At 59.5% G+C, this 16,100-nt stretch carries 10 protein-coding genes and 3 pseudogenes; 4 read left to right on the plus strand and 9 right to left on the minus strand.

Features of this window, described 5'->3' with window-relative positions; translation table 11 throughout:
- Positions 1–7 precede the first annotated feature (7 nt).
- The 6 genes and pseudogenes from ACXJ5O_RS01605 to ACXJ5O_RS01630 all read right to left on the minus strand — a co-directional run.
- Positions 8–886 carry an MBL fold metallo-hydrolase gene (locus tag ACXJ5O_RS01605; RefSeq protein WP_457298346.1) on the minus strand — a complete coding sequence of 293 codons (879 nt, stop codon included), beginning with the start codon at positions 884–886 and terminating at the stop codon, positions 8–10.
- Between the two features lie 106 nt (positions 887–992).
- Positions 993–3,860, minus strand: a complete 2,868-nt coding sequence (locus ACXJ5O_RS01610; RefSeq protein ID WP_457298355.1) for an ATP-binding protein — start codon at positions 3,858–3,860, stop codon at positions 993–995.
- A gap of 1,188 nt (positions 3,861–5,048) precedes the next feature.
- Positions 5,049–6,488: pseudogene (locus ACXJ5O_RS01615) on the minus strand (serine/threonine protein kinase); the annotation flags it as partial.
- A gap of 160 nt (positions 6,489–6,648) precedes the next feature.
- Positions 6,649–7,479 (minus strand): alpha/beta fold hydrolase, encoded by an 831-nt coding sequence (locus tag ACXJ5O_RS01620; RefSeq protein WP_457298356.1) that lies wholly within the window; start codon positions 7,477–7,479, stop codon positions 6,649–6,651.
- Positions 7,480–7,753: 274 nt separating this feature from the next.
- The gene (locus ACXJ5O_RS01625; RefSeq protein ID WP_457298347.1) at positions 7,754–8,188 is read right to left on the minus strand and encodes a DUF302 domain-containing protein; all 435 of its coding nucleotides are present in this window, start codon (positions 8,186–8,188) and stop codon (positions 7,754–7,756) included.
- A gap of 11 nt (positions 8,189–8,199) precedes the next feature.
- Positions 8,200–8,382 (minus strand): annotated as a pseudogene (locus ACXJ5O_RS01630) (DUF983 domain-containing protein); the annotation flags it as partial.
- Positions 8,383–8,588: 206 nt separating this feature from the next.
- On the opposite strand from ACXJ5O_RS01630, the gene ACXJ5O_RS01635 reads away from it, so the two are divergent.
- Positions 8,589–10,520, plus strand: coding sequence for a PAS domain S-box protein (locus tag ACXJ5O_RS01635; RefSeq protein ID WP_457298348.1), 1,932 nt, complete (start codon positions 8,589–8,591; stop codon positions 10,518–10,520).
- Between the two features lie 96 nt (positions 10,521–10,616).
- Here the strand turns inward: ACXJ5O_RS01635 and ACXJ5O_RS01640 are convergent, their stop codons facing one another.
- From ACXJ5O_RS01640 to ACXJ5O_RS01650, 3 genes are all read right to left on the minus strand, one after another.
- Complete coding sequence (locus ACXJ5O_RS01640) at positions 10,617–11,249, minus strand: pyridoxamine 5'-phosphate oxidase family protein (protein ID WP_457298349.1); 633 nt, start codon at positions 11,247–11,249, stop codon at positions 10,617–10,619.
- 56 nt (positions 11,250–11,305) lie between these two features.
- Positions 11,306–12,274: an MBL fold metallo-hydrolase gene (locus tag ACXJ5O_RS01645; RefSeq protein ID WP_457298350.1), complete on the minus strand. Its 969-nt coding sequence runs from the start codon at positions 12,272–12,274 to the stop codon at positions 11,306–11,308.
- Between the two features lie 81 nt (positions 12,275–12,355).
- On the minus strand, positions 12,356–13,345 hold the full coding sequence (locus ACXJ5O_RS01650; protein WP_457298351.1) for an alpha/beta fold hydrolase: 990 nt from the start codon (positions 13,343–13,345) through the stop codon (positions 12,356–12,358).
- Positions 13,346–13,716: 371 nt separating this feature from the next.
- Here ACXJ5O_RS01650 and ACXJ5O_RS01655 point away from each other — a divergent pair, with 371 nt between their 5' ends.
- The 3 genes and pseudogenes from ACXJ5O_RS01655 to ACXJ5O_RS01665 form a co-directional block, all read left to right on the plus strand.
- Positions 13,717–14,550, plus strand: a complete 834-nt coding sequence (locus tag ACXJ5O_RS01655; RefSeq protein ID WP_457298352.1) for a response regulator — start codon at positions 13,717–13,719, stop codon at positions 14,548–14,550.
- Between the two features lie 254 nt (positions 14,551–14,804).
- Complete coding sequence (locus ACXJ5O_RS01660; RefSeq protein ID WP_457298353.1) at positions 14,805–15,578, plus strand: alpha/beta fold hydrolase; 774 nt, start codon at positions 14,805–14,807, stop codon at positions 15,576–15,578.
- 27 nt (positions 15,579–15,605) lie between these two features.
- Positions 15,606–16,100 (plus strand): annotated as a pseudogene (locus ACXJ5O_RS01665) (helix-turn-helix domain-containing protein); the annotation flags it as partial.

Genomic DNA, 16,100 nt, shown 5'->3' on the forward strand with positions numbered 1-16,100 from the left:
TAACTCGTCAACTGCGCAGGAACCGGTAAGCCGACCCACTTCGCTCGACATATCCTACCCCTGGATATGTCCAATGGTATCCGAGCAGTCGAAGCTTCTCGTTCGCCGCMTTGTCCAGAAAAGCGGCCCTGTTTGAAAGCGCGATCTCGGGTTCGGTGTCGAAGCCGAAATGCCATTGCGGATTTTCGAACGAAACGACATCGTTTGGGATGACGTCTCCGGCGATTAGTAGGTTTCCGTCGCCTGCTAGTTCCAGAGAGATGTGTCCCGGCGTGTGCCCGCGTGTGCTTACCACGTTCATGCCCGACACGATCTCGTCTCCAGGCCTCACCATCGTCAGCCTGTCCTTGACGGCAAAGAGATCGCGTTGCGCGCCGCGCGCGAAGGCGTGCAAAGGCTCCGGCATCTTCGTCTCGTAGTCTGGGTCTGTCCAGAACGACCACTCGGCTTCGTTGACGTAGTAGTGGGCGTTGGGAAAGAGCAAAGCCCCTTCGGCCTTCGTCGTCCCGCCGGAATGATCGGGATGGACGTGAGTGAAGACCACCTTGGTGACACATGCTGGATCGACGCCGAGCGAAGACAGGTTTTCGGCGAGCCGGCCGTCGCTCGGCTGAAAATTCGCGCCCGCGCCGGTATCGACGAGAATGAGATCGTTTCCGTGACGAATGAGCGGTATATTCGTCTGCAGCGGGGCGCTGTCTGCGTCGCCACCGAGCCGACCCAGCAAGCTCCGGGTCTCGTCCGGAGTGCCGTCCGGCATGAGGATATCCGATGTCAGGGTAATGTAGCCGTCGCTGAGAACGGTGATTTCGAAGCTCCCATGGTGGAGCTTGTGAAAACCGCCTGAGAGAACGCCGGGCGGGAGAATCGCCTTCTCGGGAGTCATGTAGGTTTCCTTCGATAAGTTCGCGGATATTGCCGTCTCGAGGGAAGAAACGCGAGTGTTTTCCCGTGAGATGTTGTGAGAGCGATCGTCCAGAAGTTGCACTTCGTCATTCCTGTGCTGGATAAGCATACCGCGCCGCCCTCAGCGTAAACGAGAAGACGCTCCCCTCCGGTTCGTTCGGAGCCACCCAGAGACGGCCACCATGGGTTTCCACGATCGAGCGGCAGATTGACAGACCCATGCCGAGACCGCCCGGCTTTGTGGTGAAGAAGGCGTCGAATATCTGCTCCATTGTCGACGCGTCCACGCCGGGTCCGCTGTCGGCAACCTCGACGAGGGGATTCCCGTCGCTCGACCTCCCGGAACGCACCTGCAGGCGCCGCACTCTTCTTTCGGATGCTCCTATGGCCTCGACTGCATTAAGGATCAGGTTTAGGACGACCTGTTGCAACTGGGTCCGGTCCCCCACCGTCAATCCCGTATTCCTATCCAATTCGGTTTCGAGTTTTATGCCATGCCGCTGTAACTCACCGCGGGTCAGGACAAGAACTCCCTCGATCATCGCGTTTACGTCGACCTCTTCCGTGGCCAACGGCGCCTTCCTCGCGAGCGCGCGGATACTAGTAATTACATCTCCGGCGCGATGTCCGTCCCGGACGATCCGCTCAGCCGCCTGCCGGGCCTCCTCGACGTCGAGTTGGTCATCCCTTAGCCATCGCAGGCACGCCGCGGCGTTCATGACGATAGCCGTTAAAGGCTGGTTGACCTCATGCGCGATCGACGCTGTGAGCTCGCCCAACGCCGTCAGCCTTCCAGCGCGGGCCAGGAGTTGCTGAGCTTCCTCGATCCTCTTGAGATCGTCGATATCCGTATTGGTGCCGTACCATTTTATGATTTTGCCGTGTGCGTTGCGCATCGGGGTCGCCCGAATGAGAAAGGATCGAGCCACCCCATCGAAGCGGACCATGCGAGCTTCGATCTCGCCAGCTTCTTCGGCTGCGATCAGTGTCTTCCATTTTGCAACGACTTTTTCGATGTCATCGGGATGGATCGAGCGCGCCCAAGCGCTGTCGAGAATGAGGCCCTGCGGGATTCCGGTAAAGTCGTGCCATTGCTTGTTGCACGACACGACTCTCCCGTCCGGAAGGCTGTTCCATGCCAGGGCCGGGATCATGTCGTAGGAGAGGCGGAGCTCCTCCGCAGCGCGGCGGGCACGTTCGTGCGTCTCCTGAGCTTCGCGAAACAGAACGGCGTTTTCGAGCGAGATCGCGGCCTGGGAGGCGAGAAGTTGAAGCACGGCCACCTGGTCCTCGGTGAACAAGTGGGAGGACAGCCCGTTCTCGAGGTAAAGCACGCCAACCAGCTGCTTCTGCCTCACCAGCGGCAGGCAGAGGATCGAATTCGAACCGGCCTCCTCCAAGTAAGGGTCGGATGAGAACAATTCGGCTCTGCGTGCCTCATCGAGGAGGACGACCTCCTGTGTGCGAGTCACATAGCTGAGGATCGTTTCAGGAAGCTTCCTTTCAAATCCCCCGAACTTGACGGAGACACCCTTGTCATTGGTAAGCGCCTCAGCGACGACGTGCATTTCCGCTCGCTTGGGAAGGAGAAGCAGGCCCCTGACCGCTCCGGAATGTTCAACGACGGTGATCATAAGCCGCTCGACGAGGCGATCGAGAACGATCTCGCCGGAAACTGCCTGAGACATCGCCACGACGGCCGCCAAATCCAAATGCTGCACCTGGGAGCCAACCGTCCTCTTCCCGTTTGCTTCTGGCTTCAAGCCTGGGCTTTCTCGATCGAGTTGCCTGACCTTTCCGTTTGCGCCCCACGCCAGATAACAGGACCGCGCATTGCGCAGAAATGCTGTTGCGCTAGTATTAAGCCCGCGCTCCACGCAGAACCGCGACGCCAGTTCGTTCGCCAGGGCTTCGTTCTGAATGAAGCTGTACTGCCTCGCCGAACGTATGGCTTCTTCATAAAACCCAAGTGCATCTATGTCGCGGCTTTCAAGCCGGGCGACTTCAGCGGCCACAAGAGCAAGACGATTGCCATGGTTCTCTGGCCCACTCTCGGCCCACGTCTCGATCTGCTTCTGGTGTCGCTGTAGCTCCGCGAAATGCGCTGGTCGATGGTCACCTACTGCGGTTTCGAAGGCCACCGCTTGGATGAGGGCCCCGTAAAAATGATATTCGCCGATATCGATGAAAGACCTGGTGGCTTGCACGACGCCACGAGCTTGGCGCTCGGCATTTATCGCCGAAGCGAAGTCGCGCGCGATATAACCCGCCTGCATCTGCTGGATCCAATACCATGCGAGTGGGAGTACGAGTTGCTCGCCGGCGTCCTGTAGATGCTGCTGATAAGACGCCTTGTCAGGGAGCGCCGATCCACCCGCTGTCCCCGGCGCCTTAAGACCACGCAGTTCGCGAACAAGAAGTAATTGGCCGATCGCGGAATCTGCAGCAAGGCTGAAGCCGGTCCTTTGCGCCGACGCCAGGAACCTTTCGGCCTCCTCCTCCACCAGCGCCAACTCCGCGCCCGCGACCAACAGGTGCGAGACCAGCATCTGCGCGGTTGTGACGATGAACACCAGGTCTCCCGCGGCTACGCCGACTTGAATAGCTTTCCGGCTGAAGGTCTCCGATATACGAAGATGTCTTGTCCAAGGAACGACGAAGCAAGCGTAGCAGGTGTAGGTCCGCGTTTTGAAGCGATCCATCCCGTGTTCGTCGACAAGTGCGAGGCCCACTTCACCGAACCGGCCGCCGGATTGGTAGTCCCCAAAGCGGAGGCCCAGCGCCACCATAATCGATACGTAGGCATAAGAGGAGGCGTCGCAATTGCCGTGCTGCAGGCTCAGCGAGACCATCCGCGTGTAGATCACGTCTTCGAGATTGCCATCGGTCAAGATGGCTGGGAGGATCGTGTATGCAAGGACGTCCATCGCAGCGAGCCAGTCGGGATCCGTCATTCTCGGGAGGTTCACGAGATCTTCGATTGGACGGTCCGCGAGCAATCCGCGCAAAGCCTCTATCTCTAGCCGCAGTTCGTGTTCGGTCGGATGGGGAGACCAGTCGATGCCAAAGTCGCGTAGATAGGCGAGAGCGACGTGGACAGCCTTTGCCTGATCTCCGAGCGTCACGTAAAGCGACGACCGGAGACGTACCACCGCCGCGCCGTCAACGCGATCCCTAGCTCGCAGAGACAACGTGCGAAGACGATCGTCGGCGACCGCGTGATCGCCTGTCAGATATTCGCATTCCGCCTGCTGGAGTTCGAGTGCGAATATGAGGTCATAGCGCGTGTCCCGGTGCGACGGTTTGAGAAGGTTTAAACCCGTACGGAAATATCTCAAGGACGACGGATAGGCGACGGATGCTTTTGCACGGGTCCCCGCTTCCAGGAAGAGTTCGGCGACCTGTTCGCGTTCCCCGTCCGACATGACCAGCTCAATTCCACGAGCGAATTGATCGACCAACTCGAATATGCGCTCGTCAATTCCCGACGGTGTCAGGCTAGATATCAACGCGCGGCCGATCCGGACGTGAGCCGGCGGCCTGTCGACGGCAGGCACCAGTAGGTAGGCGGCCTCCTGCACCCTGTCGTGAGCGAATATGAACGTGTCGTCGACACGCAACAGAAATCTTGCCTGAACTGCTTCCCACAGGATCGCGCCGATCTGCCTTTTGGGCTTGCCGGAGGCGATGCTCAATGTATCAAGGGAAGCACCACTGCCGAGACAAGCGAGCAATTTGACGGTCTCTAGTGTCAGACGAGGGAGGCGGCTAAGTTTGGAAGCAACGAGTTCGGCAACGTTGTCGGTGAGGCGTGTATTCCGTATTCGATTGGTGTCCCATCGCCATACACCCCTGTCGGCATCGAATACGACAAGCTCCTCCTCCTCCATGGAAGCGAGGAACTGCAGTACGAAAAAGGGATTTCCGTCAGTCTTGTCGACCACAAGAGTTGCCAAAGAACCTACGGAGCGAGCTTCCGAGTGCAGCATGTCCGCCAGCAGATTTCCGACGTCCTGTGCGGTCAACGGCCCAAGCGTCAATTCTTCGAGCTTGTCGAGGTTCTGCCGCATCGAGTTCCGCGTCGCGTTGAACGGATGTTCTGGCGAAACTTCGTCGTCGCGGTAGGCGCAGATCAAAAGCAGGTTTCCCATCTCTTGATCGACAGTGATCGTTTCGATGAGGTCGATCGTGGCTTCATCCAACCATTGAACATCGTCAATGAACAACACCAACGGGCGTTCAGAACTTGCGAAGACCGTAAGGAACCGTCGGAACACGAGGTGGAACCGGGCCTTGGTTTCGTGAGGCAGAAGTTCGGGCGCCGGCGGCTGCTCCCCGATGATCAGCGCGAGTTCCGGTACGAGGTTTATCATGAGCCGGCCATTTGGCCCCAGGACTTCGACAAGCTCCTTCTTCCAGCGCTCCAGGTCGGCGTCGCCGGAACCTAGTATCTGACGGACCACGCCTCGAAACGCCTGCGCGATCGTCGCATAGGGAATGTCACGAGTGTATTGGTCGAATTTGCCGGATGCGAACAGGCTTCCGCTCTGCACCACCCCTTTTCGTAGCTCATGCACCACCGACGATTTTCCGGCCCCGGCCGGGCCAGAAACCAGAATGACCTCTTTGACGCCTTGGGACCTTACCCGGTCGAAAGCCATCCTGATGGCGCTTGTCTGACGTGATCGCCCATACAACCCCTCCGGCACTCGAAGACGGTCCGCAGCGTCCCTGGAAGCGACTACGAAATCTGCTACGCGCCCAGTAGAACTCCAACTATCGAGGCATCTCCGGAGGTCGCTTTCGAGACCCGTCGCGGTCTGGTATCGGTCCTCCGGCCTTTTGGCAAGCAGCTTCAGCACGATACGCTCCAGGACGGATGAAACGTCCTCGTTTCGCTGTTGCAAAGGAATTGGTCGCCGCGCGACGTGTGCATGAGCCCATTCCACCGCATCGACTGCCACGAACGGCAGCTCGCCCGTCAGCATCTCATAGAACACAACGCCAAGCGCATATAGATCGCTGCGGGCGTCGATCGACCGCTTTAGCCGGCCTGTCTGTTCGGGGGCGATATAGGGCAGTGAATTCACTCGGTCGCCCTGAAGTTCGCCTGACGCGTTCACCGCAGGCCCGGTTGGACGGCGCACGCCAAAGCCGGTGAGCCATACTTTTCCCGAGACGTCGACGAGCACGTTGGCGGGTCTGAGATTCTTATGAACGAGGCCTCGCGCGTGGGCCTTGCGTAGAGCCGACGCGGCGCTGACCGCGACGGAGAGGAAGGTCCCGGTGTCGAATGTCGCTCCTTTGGATTCGCTCAACGGCATGCCGCCGCCGTCCGTCAGGAGAAGGTAGGTCTGTCCGTCGTCGCGTTCGAGAGCAAGCGGTTTCGCCGCCCACCCTGGATCCAGCCGATCCGCAAGAGACATTTCACGCTCGAGACGCTGCATTGTTCCGTGTTGCGCATCGACCGGAACCCAAGTCTTCATAAGGACGGAGGCGTTTCCATCCTCGGGGATGCCGCGGTAAAGAACGAAGCCGTCATCCTCCAGGAGAAGCCGGCGCTGGTATCGAGACAAGTCCATCACGATGCTCCGATCTGCCTTGGTTCGAGCCGGCTCGCGATCCTAGAACATTTCGTCGATGGCGATGCAAAAAAATTCAACGTCCACGGCGACGCCACCGACCTACTTGAGCCGACCCGTCGTCTGCGCGGGGCCGATCTCGCCGGCCCCGCCTCTCATGTCATTCTTTAATGAACGCCAGGATGTCAGGGTTAAGCACCTCGGGATGCGTCGACAGCATCCCATGCGGATACCCATCGTATRGCTTCAAGGTGCCGTGCTTCAGGAGTTTTACTGAAAGCTCGGCCGCATCCTTGTAGGGCACGATCTGATCGTCAGTTCCGTGAATGACGTAGACCGGAACGTCGATCTTCTTCAGATCTTCAGTGAAGTCCGTTTCGGAAAACGCCTTGATGCATTCGTAGTGCGCGTTCGCGGCGCCCATCATGCCCTGCCGCCACCAGTTGTCGATCAGACCCTGAGAAATCTTGGCGTCCGGTCGATTGAACCCATAGAAAGGGCCCGTGGGAACGTCGATGTAGAACTGCGCCCGGTTGGCGGCAAGCGCCTTGCGCAATCCGTCGAAGACGTCGATCGGCAGGCCCCCGGGGTTCTTGTCCGACTTCAGCATGACCGGAGGGACCGCGCCCGCGATCACGGCCTTAGCCACCCTACCCGGCTTCGCACGCGCAACGTAATGGACGACTTCGCCGCCGCCCGTGGAGTGACCAATGTGAACCGCCTTCTTGAGATCGAGCGCTTCCGCGACTTCGGCGAMGTCGGCCGCGTAGGTGTCCATCTCGTGACCGGTCCGGCTCTGCGAGGAACGGCCATGGCCGCGACGGTCGTGCGCGATGACCCGGAATCCTTCGCCAAGGAAGAAGAGCATCTGGTTGTCCCAGTCGTCGCCACTCAACGGCCAGCCGTGATGGAAGACGATCGGCTGTGCTTCCTTCGGTCCCCAATCCTTGTAGAAGATCTCGGTTCCGTCTTTCACCTTCACAGTACCCATGAACTTGTTCTCCATCGTTGCTTGTTGCGGTTTGGTGGCGGCTGAAGCTGACGGACCGACTGCAAGTGCGATCGCGGCGGCCGATCCTGCGAGAAGAGTGTCTCGTCTCGTAAGGGAAATGTCTGACGTCGATGTCATCGGGAGAACCTCCGGTTCGTGGTTCGCGGCCACAGCAAGACTTCGGCGCGCACCGGCCGCCTCGTGGAACGGAGCGATTGTTGCGTCCTGCTAGCAGCCGGTCTTTCGAAAACGTCCGTTTCAATCGGGCGACCGGCTACGCCAGGTTACCGCCGTTGTTGTGGTCGCGAGTAGCAGTTGGACAGCCACCGCAAACCTCGTCGACGATCGCCTGTTGAACCGCATCAAATCGGACTGCGACTTCGCGCTTCACCCCAAGTTCTTCGAACATCTCCGCCAGCGGGTGAAAGGCGACCGCGGAATTGTTTCCAGGCAGCTCCCGGACGAGAATTCGCAATGGCAAATCGAGGGCCGCCAGGGGCGTGTCCAGCATGACTGGCGTTCCCGCCTTCGAATTGCCATAGACGATCACACGTGTTCCCGGCATCGACAGCCCGTTGTCTCGTGCCGCCTTCGCATGATCGATCTCGGCGAATACAGTCATCCCAGCCTTCCCGATCGCACTCGTGACCGTTTCCACCGCCTTCTCGAAGGCGTAGGTCGTGCGGTGTTCAATGGTCTTTGAACGCATGTGAAGCTCCTCTACTCCCGGCCGGCGTCGTCCCGCCGGTACAGTTTCCCCTCCTCAGCCTTGTAGAAATACTGGCTGGCGACGAGCTACCCCTTGAGCGAGCGCAAGGGCGGGATGCACGTCAGGATCATGAACGGTCCCGTCACGAAGATCTGAGTCCAGATCGACGCCTGGTGCGCTACCGCGAGCCAGACGGAGTGGCGACAACGGCGGATATTTCTGATCCATGCCCGCCCCTTTGATTGCCTCTCCCGCATAAGACGCCCGTTCCATTCGCATGTCGAGAGGCTTCTGCTGTCCAGCGTTCGCTATCGTACTTTGACGAAAACGGGGCGCCACTTGCCCATGTCTCGCGGCCTGATACTCTACTCATCGGGTACCACCTCCAGCGGAACTGGTCATGGACACAACGGCAGGCCTGCGAATGCTCCGAGCGCTGCCCGTGGAAGCGGACCGCGACGGGATTGCCGATGCGCTCGCGACGGCCTGTCTTGAGTTCGACGGCATCGACCGGGTCGAGGTAGTCTTTCTCCCGGAAGACGGTTCCGCACCGTTTCCTACCTCGGTCATGTCCTCGCTCCTGGAAACCAGAATGCCGGTCCCCGTTGCGGGCGACGACGGTTCCGGTCCGGCCCATGAGTTGTTGGTCCCGCTTCTCGTTGGAGGGGACGTTCTCGGGGTATTGAAGATTGAAAGCTCCACCGCCGCGGCTTTCAAAGCGGACTTGATCAATGCATTCGAACATCTGGCCTCTTATGCCGCGTTGCGGATCGAGAAGGGGACCGTCGACGCCCAGCTTCGCCAGTCGCAGGAGAGAGCTCGCCTTGCCGAATGGGAATTGCGTCTATCATGGGACATGCTTCCAGCCCATGCCTGGCACACGAGTCCGGACGGCCGACTTGAGGCCGTCAATCGACAGTGGTTGAGCTACTTTGGTTTGACAAAAGAAGAGTCCATGGGGTTCGGATACATGCGGGTCTTCCATCCCGATGATCGCGAACGAGTCCAAGTATTATGGACGGGGCTGCTGACCAACGAGATGGCGGGAGGCGTCGAGGCCCGCATGGTGCGTCGCGACGGCACGTCGCGCACGTTCCTCCTACGGGCGGTGCCGATCCGCGACGAGAGCGGCAAGGTCATCAAGTGGTACGGTCTGAACACGGACGTCGAAGATCTGAAGATTGCGCAAAACCGAATTCAGGAGAGTGAGCAGCGATATGCGGCAACGCTCTCGAGTATCGGGGATGCGGTGATATCGACGGACGATCAGGGGCGGCTGACATTTATCAACCCGGTCGCCGAGAAATTGACGGGGTGGACGCAGGAGGAGGCGGCCGACAGACCTGTAGAAGACGTCTTCAAGCTGATCGACGAAGCTCACCAACTCGTCGTAGATCCGGTCGCCAAAATCTTTGGTCGTGAGGCCGATCTTACGATAGGCAACCAGTACGCGCTCCGCTCAAAGGCCGGATCGGAAGTCGTCATCGACGTATCGGGCGCGCCGATTATAGATTCCGACGGCGAGATGAAAGGCGCGGTTCTCGTTTTCAGGGACATGACCCAGAGAAACGAGACGTCGGACGCCCTCAGAAAGTCGAAGGAAGATCTCGCCCGCATGAGCCGCCTGACCGCCATCGGCGAGTTGGCGGTGTCCGTCGCACACGAAATGAACCAGCCTCTCATGGCCATCGTCACGAACGCCGCTGCGTCCATGAGCTGGTTGAAAGCCGGTTCCCCGAACATCGAAGAGGCCATACAGGCGATCGACTGGGTTCTGCGCGACGGCCATCGAGCGGGCGAGGTGTTGAGCGGCATCCTGGCACTGGCACGGAATTCGCGGCCGAAGGTCGAGCCACTGAACATCCGCAGCGTGATCGAAGAAGTGCTGCTGTTGACCAAGAGCGAACTTCGACAGAAAGGCGTCCTCGTCGAAACCACGTATGATGCCACGGTCGATGCGGTCAACGGGGATCGGATCCAGCTCCAGCAGGTTCTGATCAATCTGGTGATGAATGGCGCGTATGCGATGGCGACGATCGAGGACGAGCGAAAAGTGCTGCGCGTCGTCACCAGGCGGAGCAACGGTTCGATTCAGGTCAGCGTCTCGGACAACGGCATAGGCCTCGATCCGGATACCGCCGAACGGGCGTTCGAGGCTTTCTTCACCACCAAGGCGACTGGTATAGGCATGGGGCTCTCGATCTGTCGATCCATCATCGAGGCGCACGGCGGCCATATCTGGGTTACGACCGAGAAGGGCATAGGAAGCACGTTCAACTTCACCCTGCCGCCTCCGCCATCCTCGCAAGAACGATCCGCAGCTCCTGAATAATAGGGGGTCGCGATTATTCCAGTCGGCCTCCGCCAGCCGCACTTTCCCGACCATGGACTGCCGGTGAGGGAGGTAACGGCRGGGCGGTCAAGGAGACTATCGAGGCGCCGAAGATCTCGCGGACTTTAGTGCGGCAATCTCGGACTCTAGTTCTTTTATGCGCGCATCCCTGCTCTCGATCGCCTTCAGGACCTCGTCGGCCTCGAACCGGAGCGGTATATGTTGCGGGCAGTTCGCGTCCCAGGCCTCCACATGGAAGAGGATCACCTGCTCGGGTCTGGCCTGGTATCCTTTCGGCATCAACCGCTCGAGGAGCACAGGATCGTCTTCGACGACGCGGGCCGTCCCCCAGATCTTCACTCGCGATCGACTGCTGTAGTCGATGAGGAAAAGCTGCGCCTTATCGTTGTCGATAAGATTGCCCTGCGTAATGTACTGTCGGTTGCCGGTGTAGTCCGTGAATCCAAGCGTGGTCTCGTCGATCACACGGAGGAACCCTGGTGCCCCACCTCGGTGCTGGATATATGGCTGGCACTCGTTGTTGGCGGTCGCCATGAAGATGCTGATCTGCTTCTCGATGAAGTCCTTCAGGTCGGGCGTAATTGTCGTCGCCCACCCGCCGCGGTCTTCGGCGAGGGCGTAGGAACGGCGCGATCCCTTTCTCTCCTGGATCTTCTTCACCGACGGCGAGAACGCGACGTCGCTCGAGATATGCTTCTCCGTCTCCACGGCCGCCTGCCCTCCTTTTTGACCGGCAGACACGAGCCGCCGCGAGAAGTTTCCAGTCAGACGCCTTCGTAGACAAGGCGGGTGAAGAGCGCCGGCGAGATCGCCCAGTTCCCGAAGACGGGATCCCACTTCTCGGTAGGCTTGGCGGCGACGGTTTCCTCGACGCTGCGACCGTCTTTCTTCAGCTTGGCGACGTTCTCGCGGCTGCCGACGAGCATGTCGTGCCAGGCTATCAAATCCTTTTTGTTGCCGATCTCGCCGTGCCCCGGAATGACTATCGTCTGGTCGTCCACCATCTTGACGTTCGCCTCGGCCGCTTTGATCTGACCGTCGATGCTCCCGCCGGTCGAATAGTCGATGAAGGGGTAGACGCCGTTCCAGAAGGTGTCGGCGACATGGACGACGTTCGCTTCTTGGAAGAAGACAGATATGTCGCTGTCCGTGTGGGCGGGGCCGTAGTACTTCAGCGCGATGGTCTGGCCGTTGAACTTCAGCGTCTCCTCGTTCCCCTTCATCAGCTTCGTCGGCAGCGCACCTTTCGGCGACGCCGGGAAGTCGAAGTCCCAGTCGACCACGCGAGTGGCAACTGTCAAGTGCTTCAACGAGTTAGGATGGGCCATGATCATCGCGCCTTCTAAATTGAGCCACTCGTTGCCATCGGTGTGGTCGAAGTGCCAATGCGAGTTGATGAGGTGCTTGATCGGCTGCGGACCGAGATCGGCGAGCGCCTTCTCGATGCGCGGGCGTGTCGCGGTGATGCCGGCGTCAACGAGGACCTTGCCGTCGTCCCCGACCAGGACGCCCATGTTGCCGCCGGAGCCGGACAGCGCGCTGATACCGCCCCGCAGCTTGGTCGTGGTGATGTCCGCTGCGGCCGCGGCTTCGCGGATCTGGACGACGAGGCTTTTGGCGGCGGCGAATACTTCGGCCGGCGCAAGCCACCCGCCCGTGGCCGCGAATGTCGCGCCGCCGAGGCAGCAGAGGCAAAAACCACGTCTTGAGAGTGCGTAATCATGCTGGTTCATTTCCGACTCCATCGTGTTGTGCCAGTCGCGGTGAATGGGTGCCACCACGCAGGGAGGCGTGCGTGGCGGCTAGGCCTCGATCTAATCTCGGCTGAGTTTTCGATCGAGGAAGTCGTGGATCAGCGGCGCCATCTCCGGCAGCTTATCTTCTAGTGCGAAGTGACCCGTGTCGAGCATATGCATCTCGGCATGCGGCAGGTCGCGCAGATAGGGCGACGCACCGTCGGCCGGGAAGATCTTGTCGTTCTTTCCCCAGACGATCAGGGTCGGCGGCTTCTTGTCCCGGAAGAACTCCTGGAATTTTGGATAGAGAGGAACGTTGGTGCCGTAGTCGTGGAACAGGTCGAGCTGGATGTCCTTGTTGCCCGGACGGTCGAGCAAGGGCTGGTCGTGGCCCCAGTTGTCCGGGTCGATGTGGGCTATGTCGCTCATGCCGTCGGTGTATTGGAACTTGGTCGTCTCGGGGGCGACGAGCATTGACAAGGCCTCGCGATTGGCCGGGGTGTCGTTCTTCCAATACGCCTTGATCGGATCCCAGAACTCCTTGAGACCCTCCTCGTAGGCATTGCCGTTCTGAACGATCAGCGCTGATACGCGGTCGGGGTGCTTAAGCGCCAGCCGGTAGCCGACCGGAGCTCCATAGTCCATGACGTACATGGCGTATTCATTGATGTTCAGCTTGCCAAGAAGTCCATCGACGATGTCGGCGTAATGGCCGAAGGTGTAGGCGAACTTAGTGTGGCCGGGCGCCGCGCTCTGGCCGAAGCCGGGATAGTCTGGCGCGATCACGTGATACTTGTCGGCGAGGATCGGGATGAGGTTTCTGAACATGTGGGACGACGTCGGGAACCCGTGAAGTAGAAGCACGACCGGGCCTTCGGAGGGGCCTGCCTCTCGGTAGAAGATGCTCGTCCCGTCCACGTCCACTGTGTGATAGGTGACCTGCGGGACGACGAGCTTATGTGCGGCGACGACTTTTTTCGCCGCATTGGAGGTGGCTGGCAGGACTGTCGCCGCGGACAATGCGATCGCGATAGCCAATGCGGTCCTGCTCACGATGGATCTGTTCATTTCACCCTCCAGTTTTTCGAATAAGTCTGCGAGCGCTACAGCTCGTTGCGTCGCTAAGTTCATATGATTGCTACGCTCGGTGAGCCGAAACCACGAGCTAGTTGTCGTAAGGCATTGTGAGTTTGCGTGAGAGACATAATGCCAAGCGACTTCGCCAAGTTGTTAGAATTCCTAGACCTTGGTCTAGTTCTTCACGACGTTGTCGGTGCCTGAATGGCCATTGGTCGGATTGCGTGCATCCATGGCGAGAGCTAGGCTTCCCTTGCAATCGCACGCAATTGAAGGTCGCCTGCCAGGAGCGGGAACAGACGTGCAAGATGCCGATCTTCAGCAGCACGATGAACAATTGCAGCCGACGGGGGAAGTCAGCCATGCAGGTCCAATTCGCCGATATGCTCGAACAAACCAATCCAGTAGACGCGCACCTGCCTCACTCTTTCAACGAGGCGAAGCGCGAATCCTACGACGACGTGATCCGCTTTGGCAGGTACTGCGCCATTCCGCATGCGCGTCAGCTCCTCCTGGACGGGCGTACGCAGGAAATAGGCGGGCGGGCGTTCGATCTTCTCATGGTCCTATTGARGTCCAACGGCAGGATCGTTAGCAAGGACGAGATCCTGAACGAGGTGTGGCCGTCGATGGTCGTCGAGGAATGCAATCTCCGGTTCCAGGTGAAGTCGTTGAGGCGGGCCTTGGGTAGCCAAGGCAACATGATCAAGACGATCGTCAGGCGAGGCTACATGCTCATCAGGGACGACCTCGTTCTGGAAGATGAGGCGAGGTTTGACGAAATCGGTCCGACGACAACCTCGGAGATCGACACCCCCGCTGCGGCGAGGTCTGCGGCGCCCTACATCGTCTTGATCGAAGACGACGAAAGCGTGCGGCGCTCTATTTCAACGCTACTGAGATCTGTCGGCCTTGGCGTGGCGTCTTATGAATCCGTCAAGGAGTATCAGGAGAGCGGGCACGCACCTCAGCCTGACTGCCTTATTCTCGACGTCTGCCTGCCCGGCAGAACCGGTCTGGACTTTCAAGCCGATCTTCTTAAGACTGGAATACGCTACCCAATCATCTTCATCAGCGGCCATGCGGACATACAGATGTCGGTACGTGCGATGAAGGCAGGAGCGGTCGAGTTCCTGACGAAGCCGGTGCGGCATCAAGATCTGTTATCGGCGGTGGACCTGGCGATAAACGCCTGACCGTATAGGCCCGACCCAGCATTGAGTATTAAATGGAAAGCGGCCGCCAAGACCGCCTTCGTCGATTGTGGCAACGGTTTCGATCTTCTCGGCATCTCCGACTCGACGTCGAACGCAGCACCCGAGGCCAACCGTATCTCACACGCCATCTCTACAACTCACACCCTTGGACGGCGCCGCGTAGTAGCCTCGTGGGAACATAAACCGAGCGCGCATGCTCATCGCAGCAATGCGCCAAGCGTGAGGTTCTTCACATGAACAAGTGGTTGTCTGGTGCGGCAATGACCGCGGCTCTCATCCTAAACCAGAACGCGATGGCGGCGTCGAAGCCGACGATTGTCCTCGTCCACGGCGCGTTCGCGGAGTCGGCGAGCTGGGACGGCGTCGCCGCGAAGCTGGTAAAGGACGGATATCCTGTCGTCGCCGTGGCGAACCCGCTGCGAGGACTGAAGTACGACTCCGACTACGTCTCGGCAGTGTTGAAGTCGATCGACGGGCCGGTCGTGCTTGTAGGCCACTCGTACGGCGGCTCAGTCATCACCGACGTCGCGGTCGAAGGATCGAACGTAAAGTCCCTCGTCTTCGTCGCGGGACTTGCGCCTGACAGCGGGGAGAGCGCCGGCAGTCTCGGCAAGAAATTTCCGACCGGCACGCTTGGCGACGCCTTGGCGCCGCCCGTCGTGCAGCCCGATGGAAAGCACGATCTCTACATCCTGCAGAGCAAGTTCTGGAAGCAGTTCGCTGCAGACGTCGCGGAAGCACAGGCAGCGCTCATGGGCGCGGAACAGCGTCCTGTTACGGCCGAGGCCCTGAACGATCCTTCTGGCGATCCGTCATGGAAGAAGCTGCCTTCCCATTTCATCTACGGCACCGCCGACAAGAACATCCCGGCAGAACTCCACGAGTTCATGGCGAAGCGGGCGGGAGCCAAGGAGACGGTCGGCGTTAAAGGCGCATCGCATGTGGTTATGATCTCCCATCCCGATCAAGTGTCCGCGATGATCGAGCGGGCCGCCGGCGACGAGTAATTCGCGCCTTTTGGTAAGGAGCAACCAATGCAGACCGATATTGCCATCAAGGTAAGTTTGGGCAGGATACGCGACGTCTTCGAGACCATCGCCGACTGCTTGCGCGTCGAACACTTCAGCGTCACCGACGCGAACATCTCCTTGGCGAAGTTGACACGCGAGAACGGAAACCGGGCGATCACCACCTCGATTGGTTGCGGCGTTGGGACGTTCGTCGTCGCAGCGCGGGATTCCGAGCTACGCCTCGAGCAGAAGGGTCGCGTGCTCTTTCATGGGTTAATGGTCGAGGACAGCCTCACCTTCGTGGAAGGCCCCGACCCCATCGCCGTCGAGATTCAATCAGACGCCAGTCTCTATGTGCTCACTTTTCTGGAGGAGCCTTATCGGGGGCCCTGCTCCGTCGTTGGAGGAAGATTCAACATCCGCGATATTCGACTCGCGGAGCTGATCGGCGAGATTTCCGAAAGCTCGCCAGCGCGAAGGACCGAACTCATTAGGGATTTCTCGCGGATGGCGTTCGAG

The sequence above is a fragment of the Phyllobacterium sp. P5_D12 genome, from assembly GCF_054049495.1.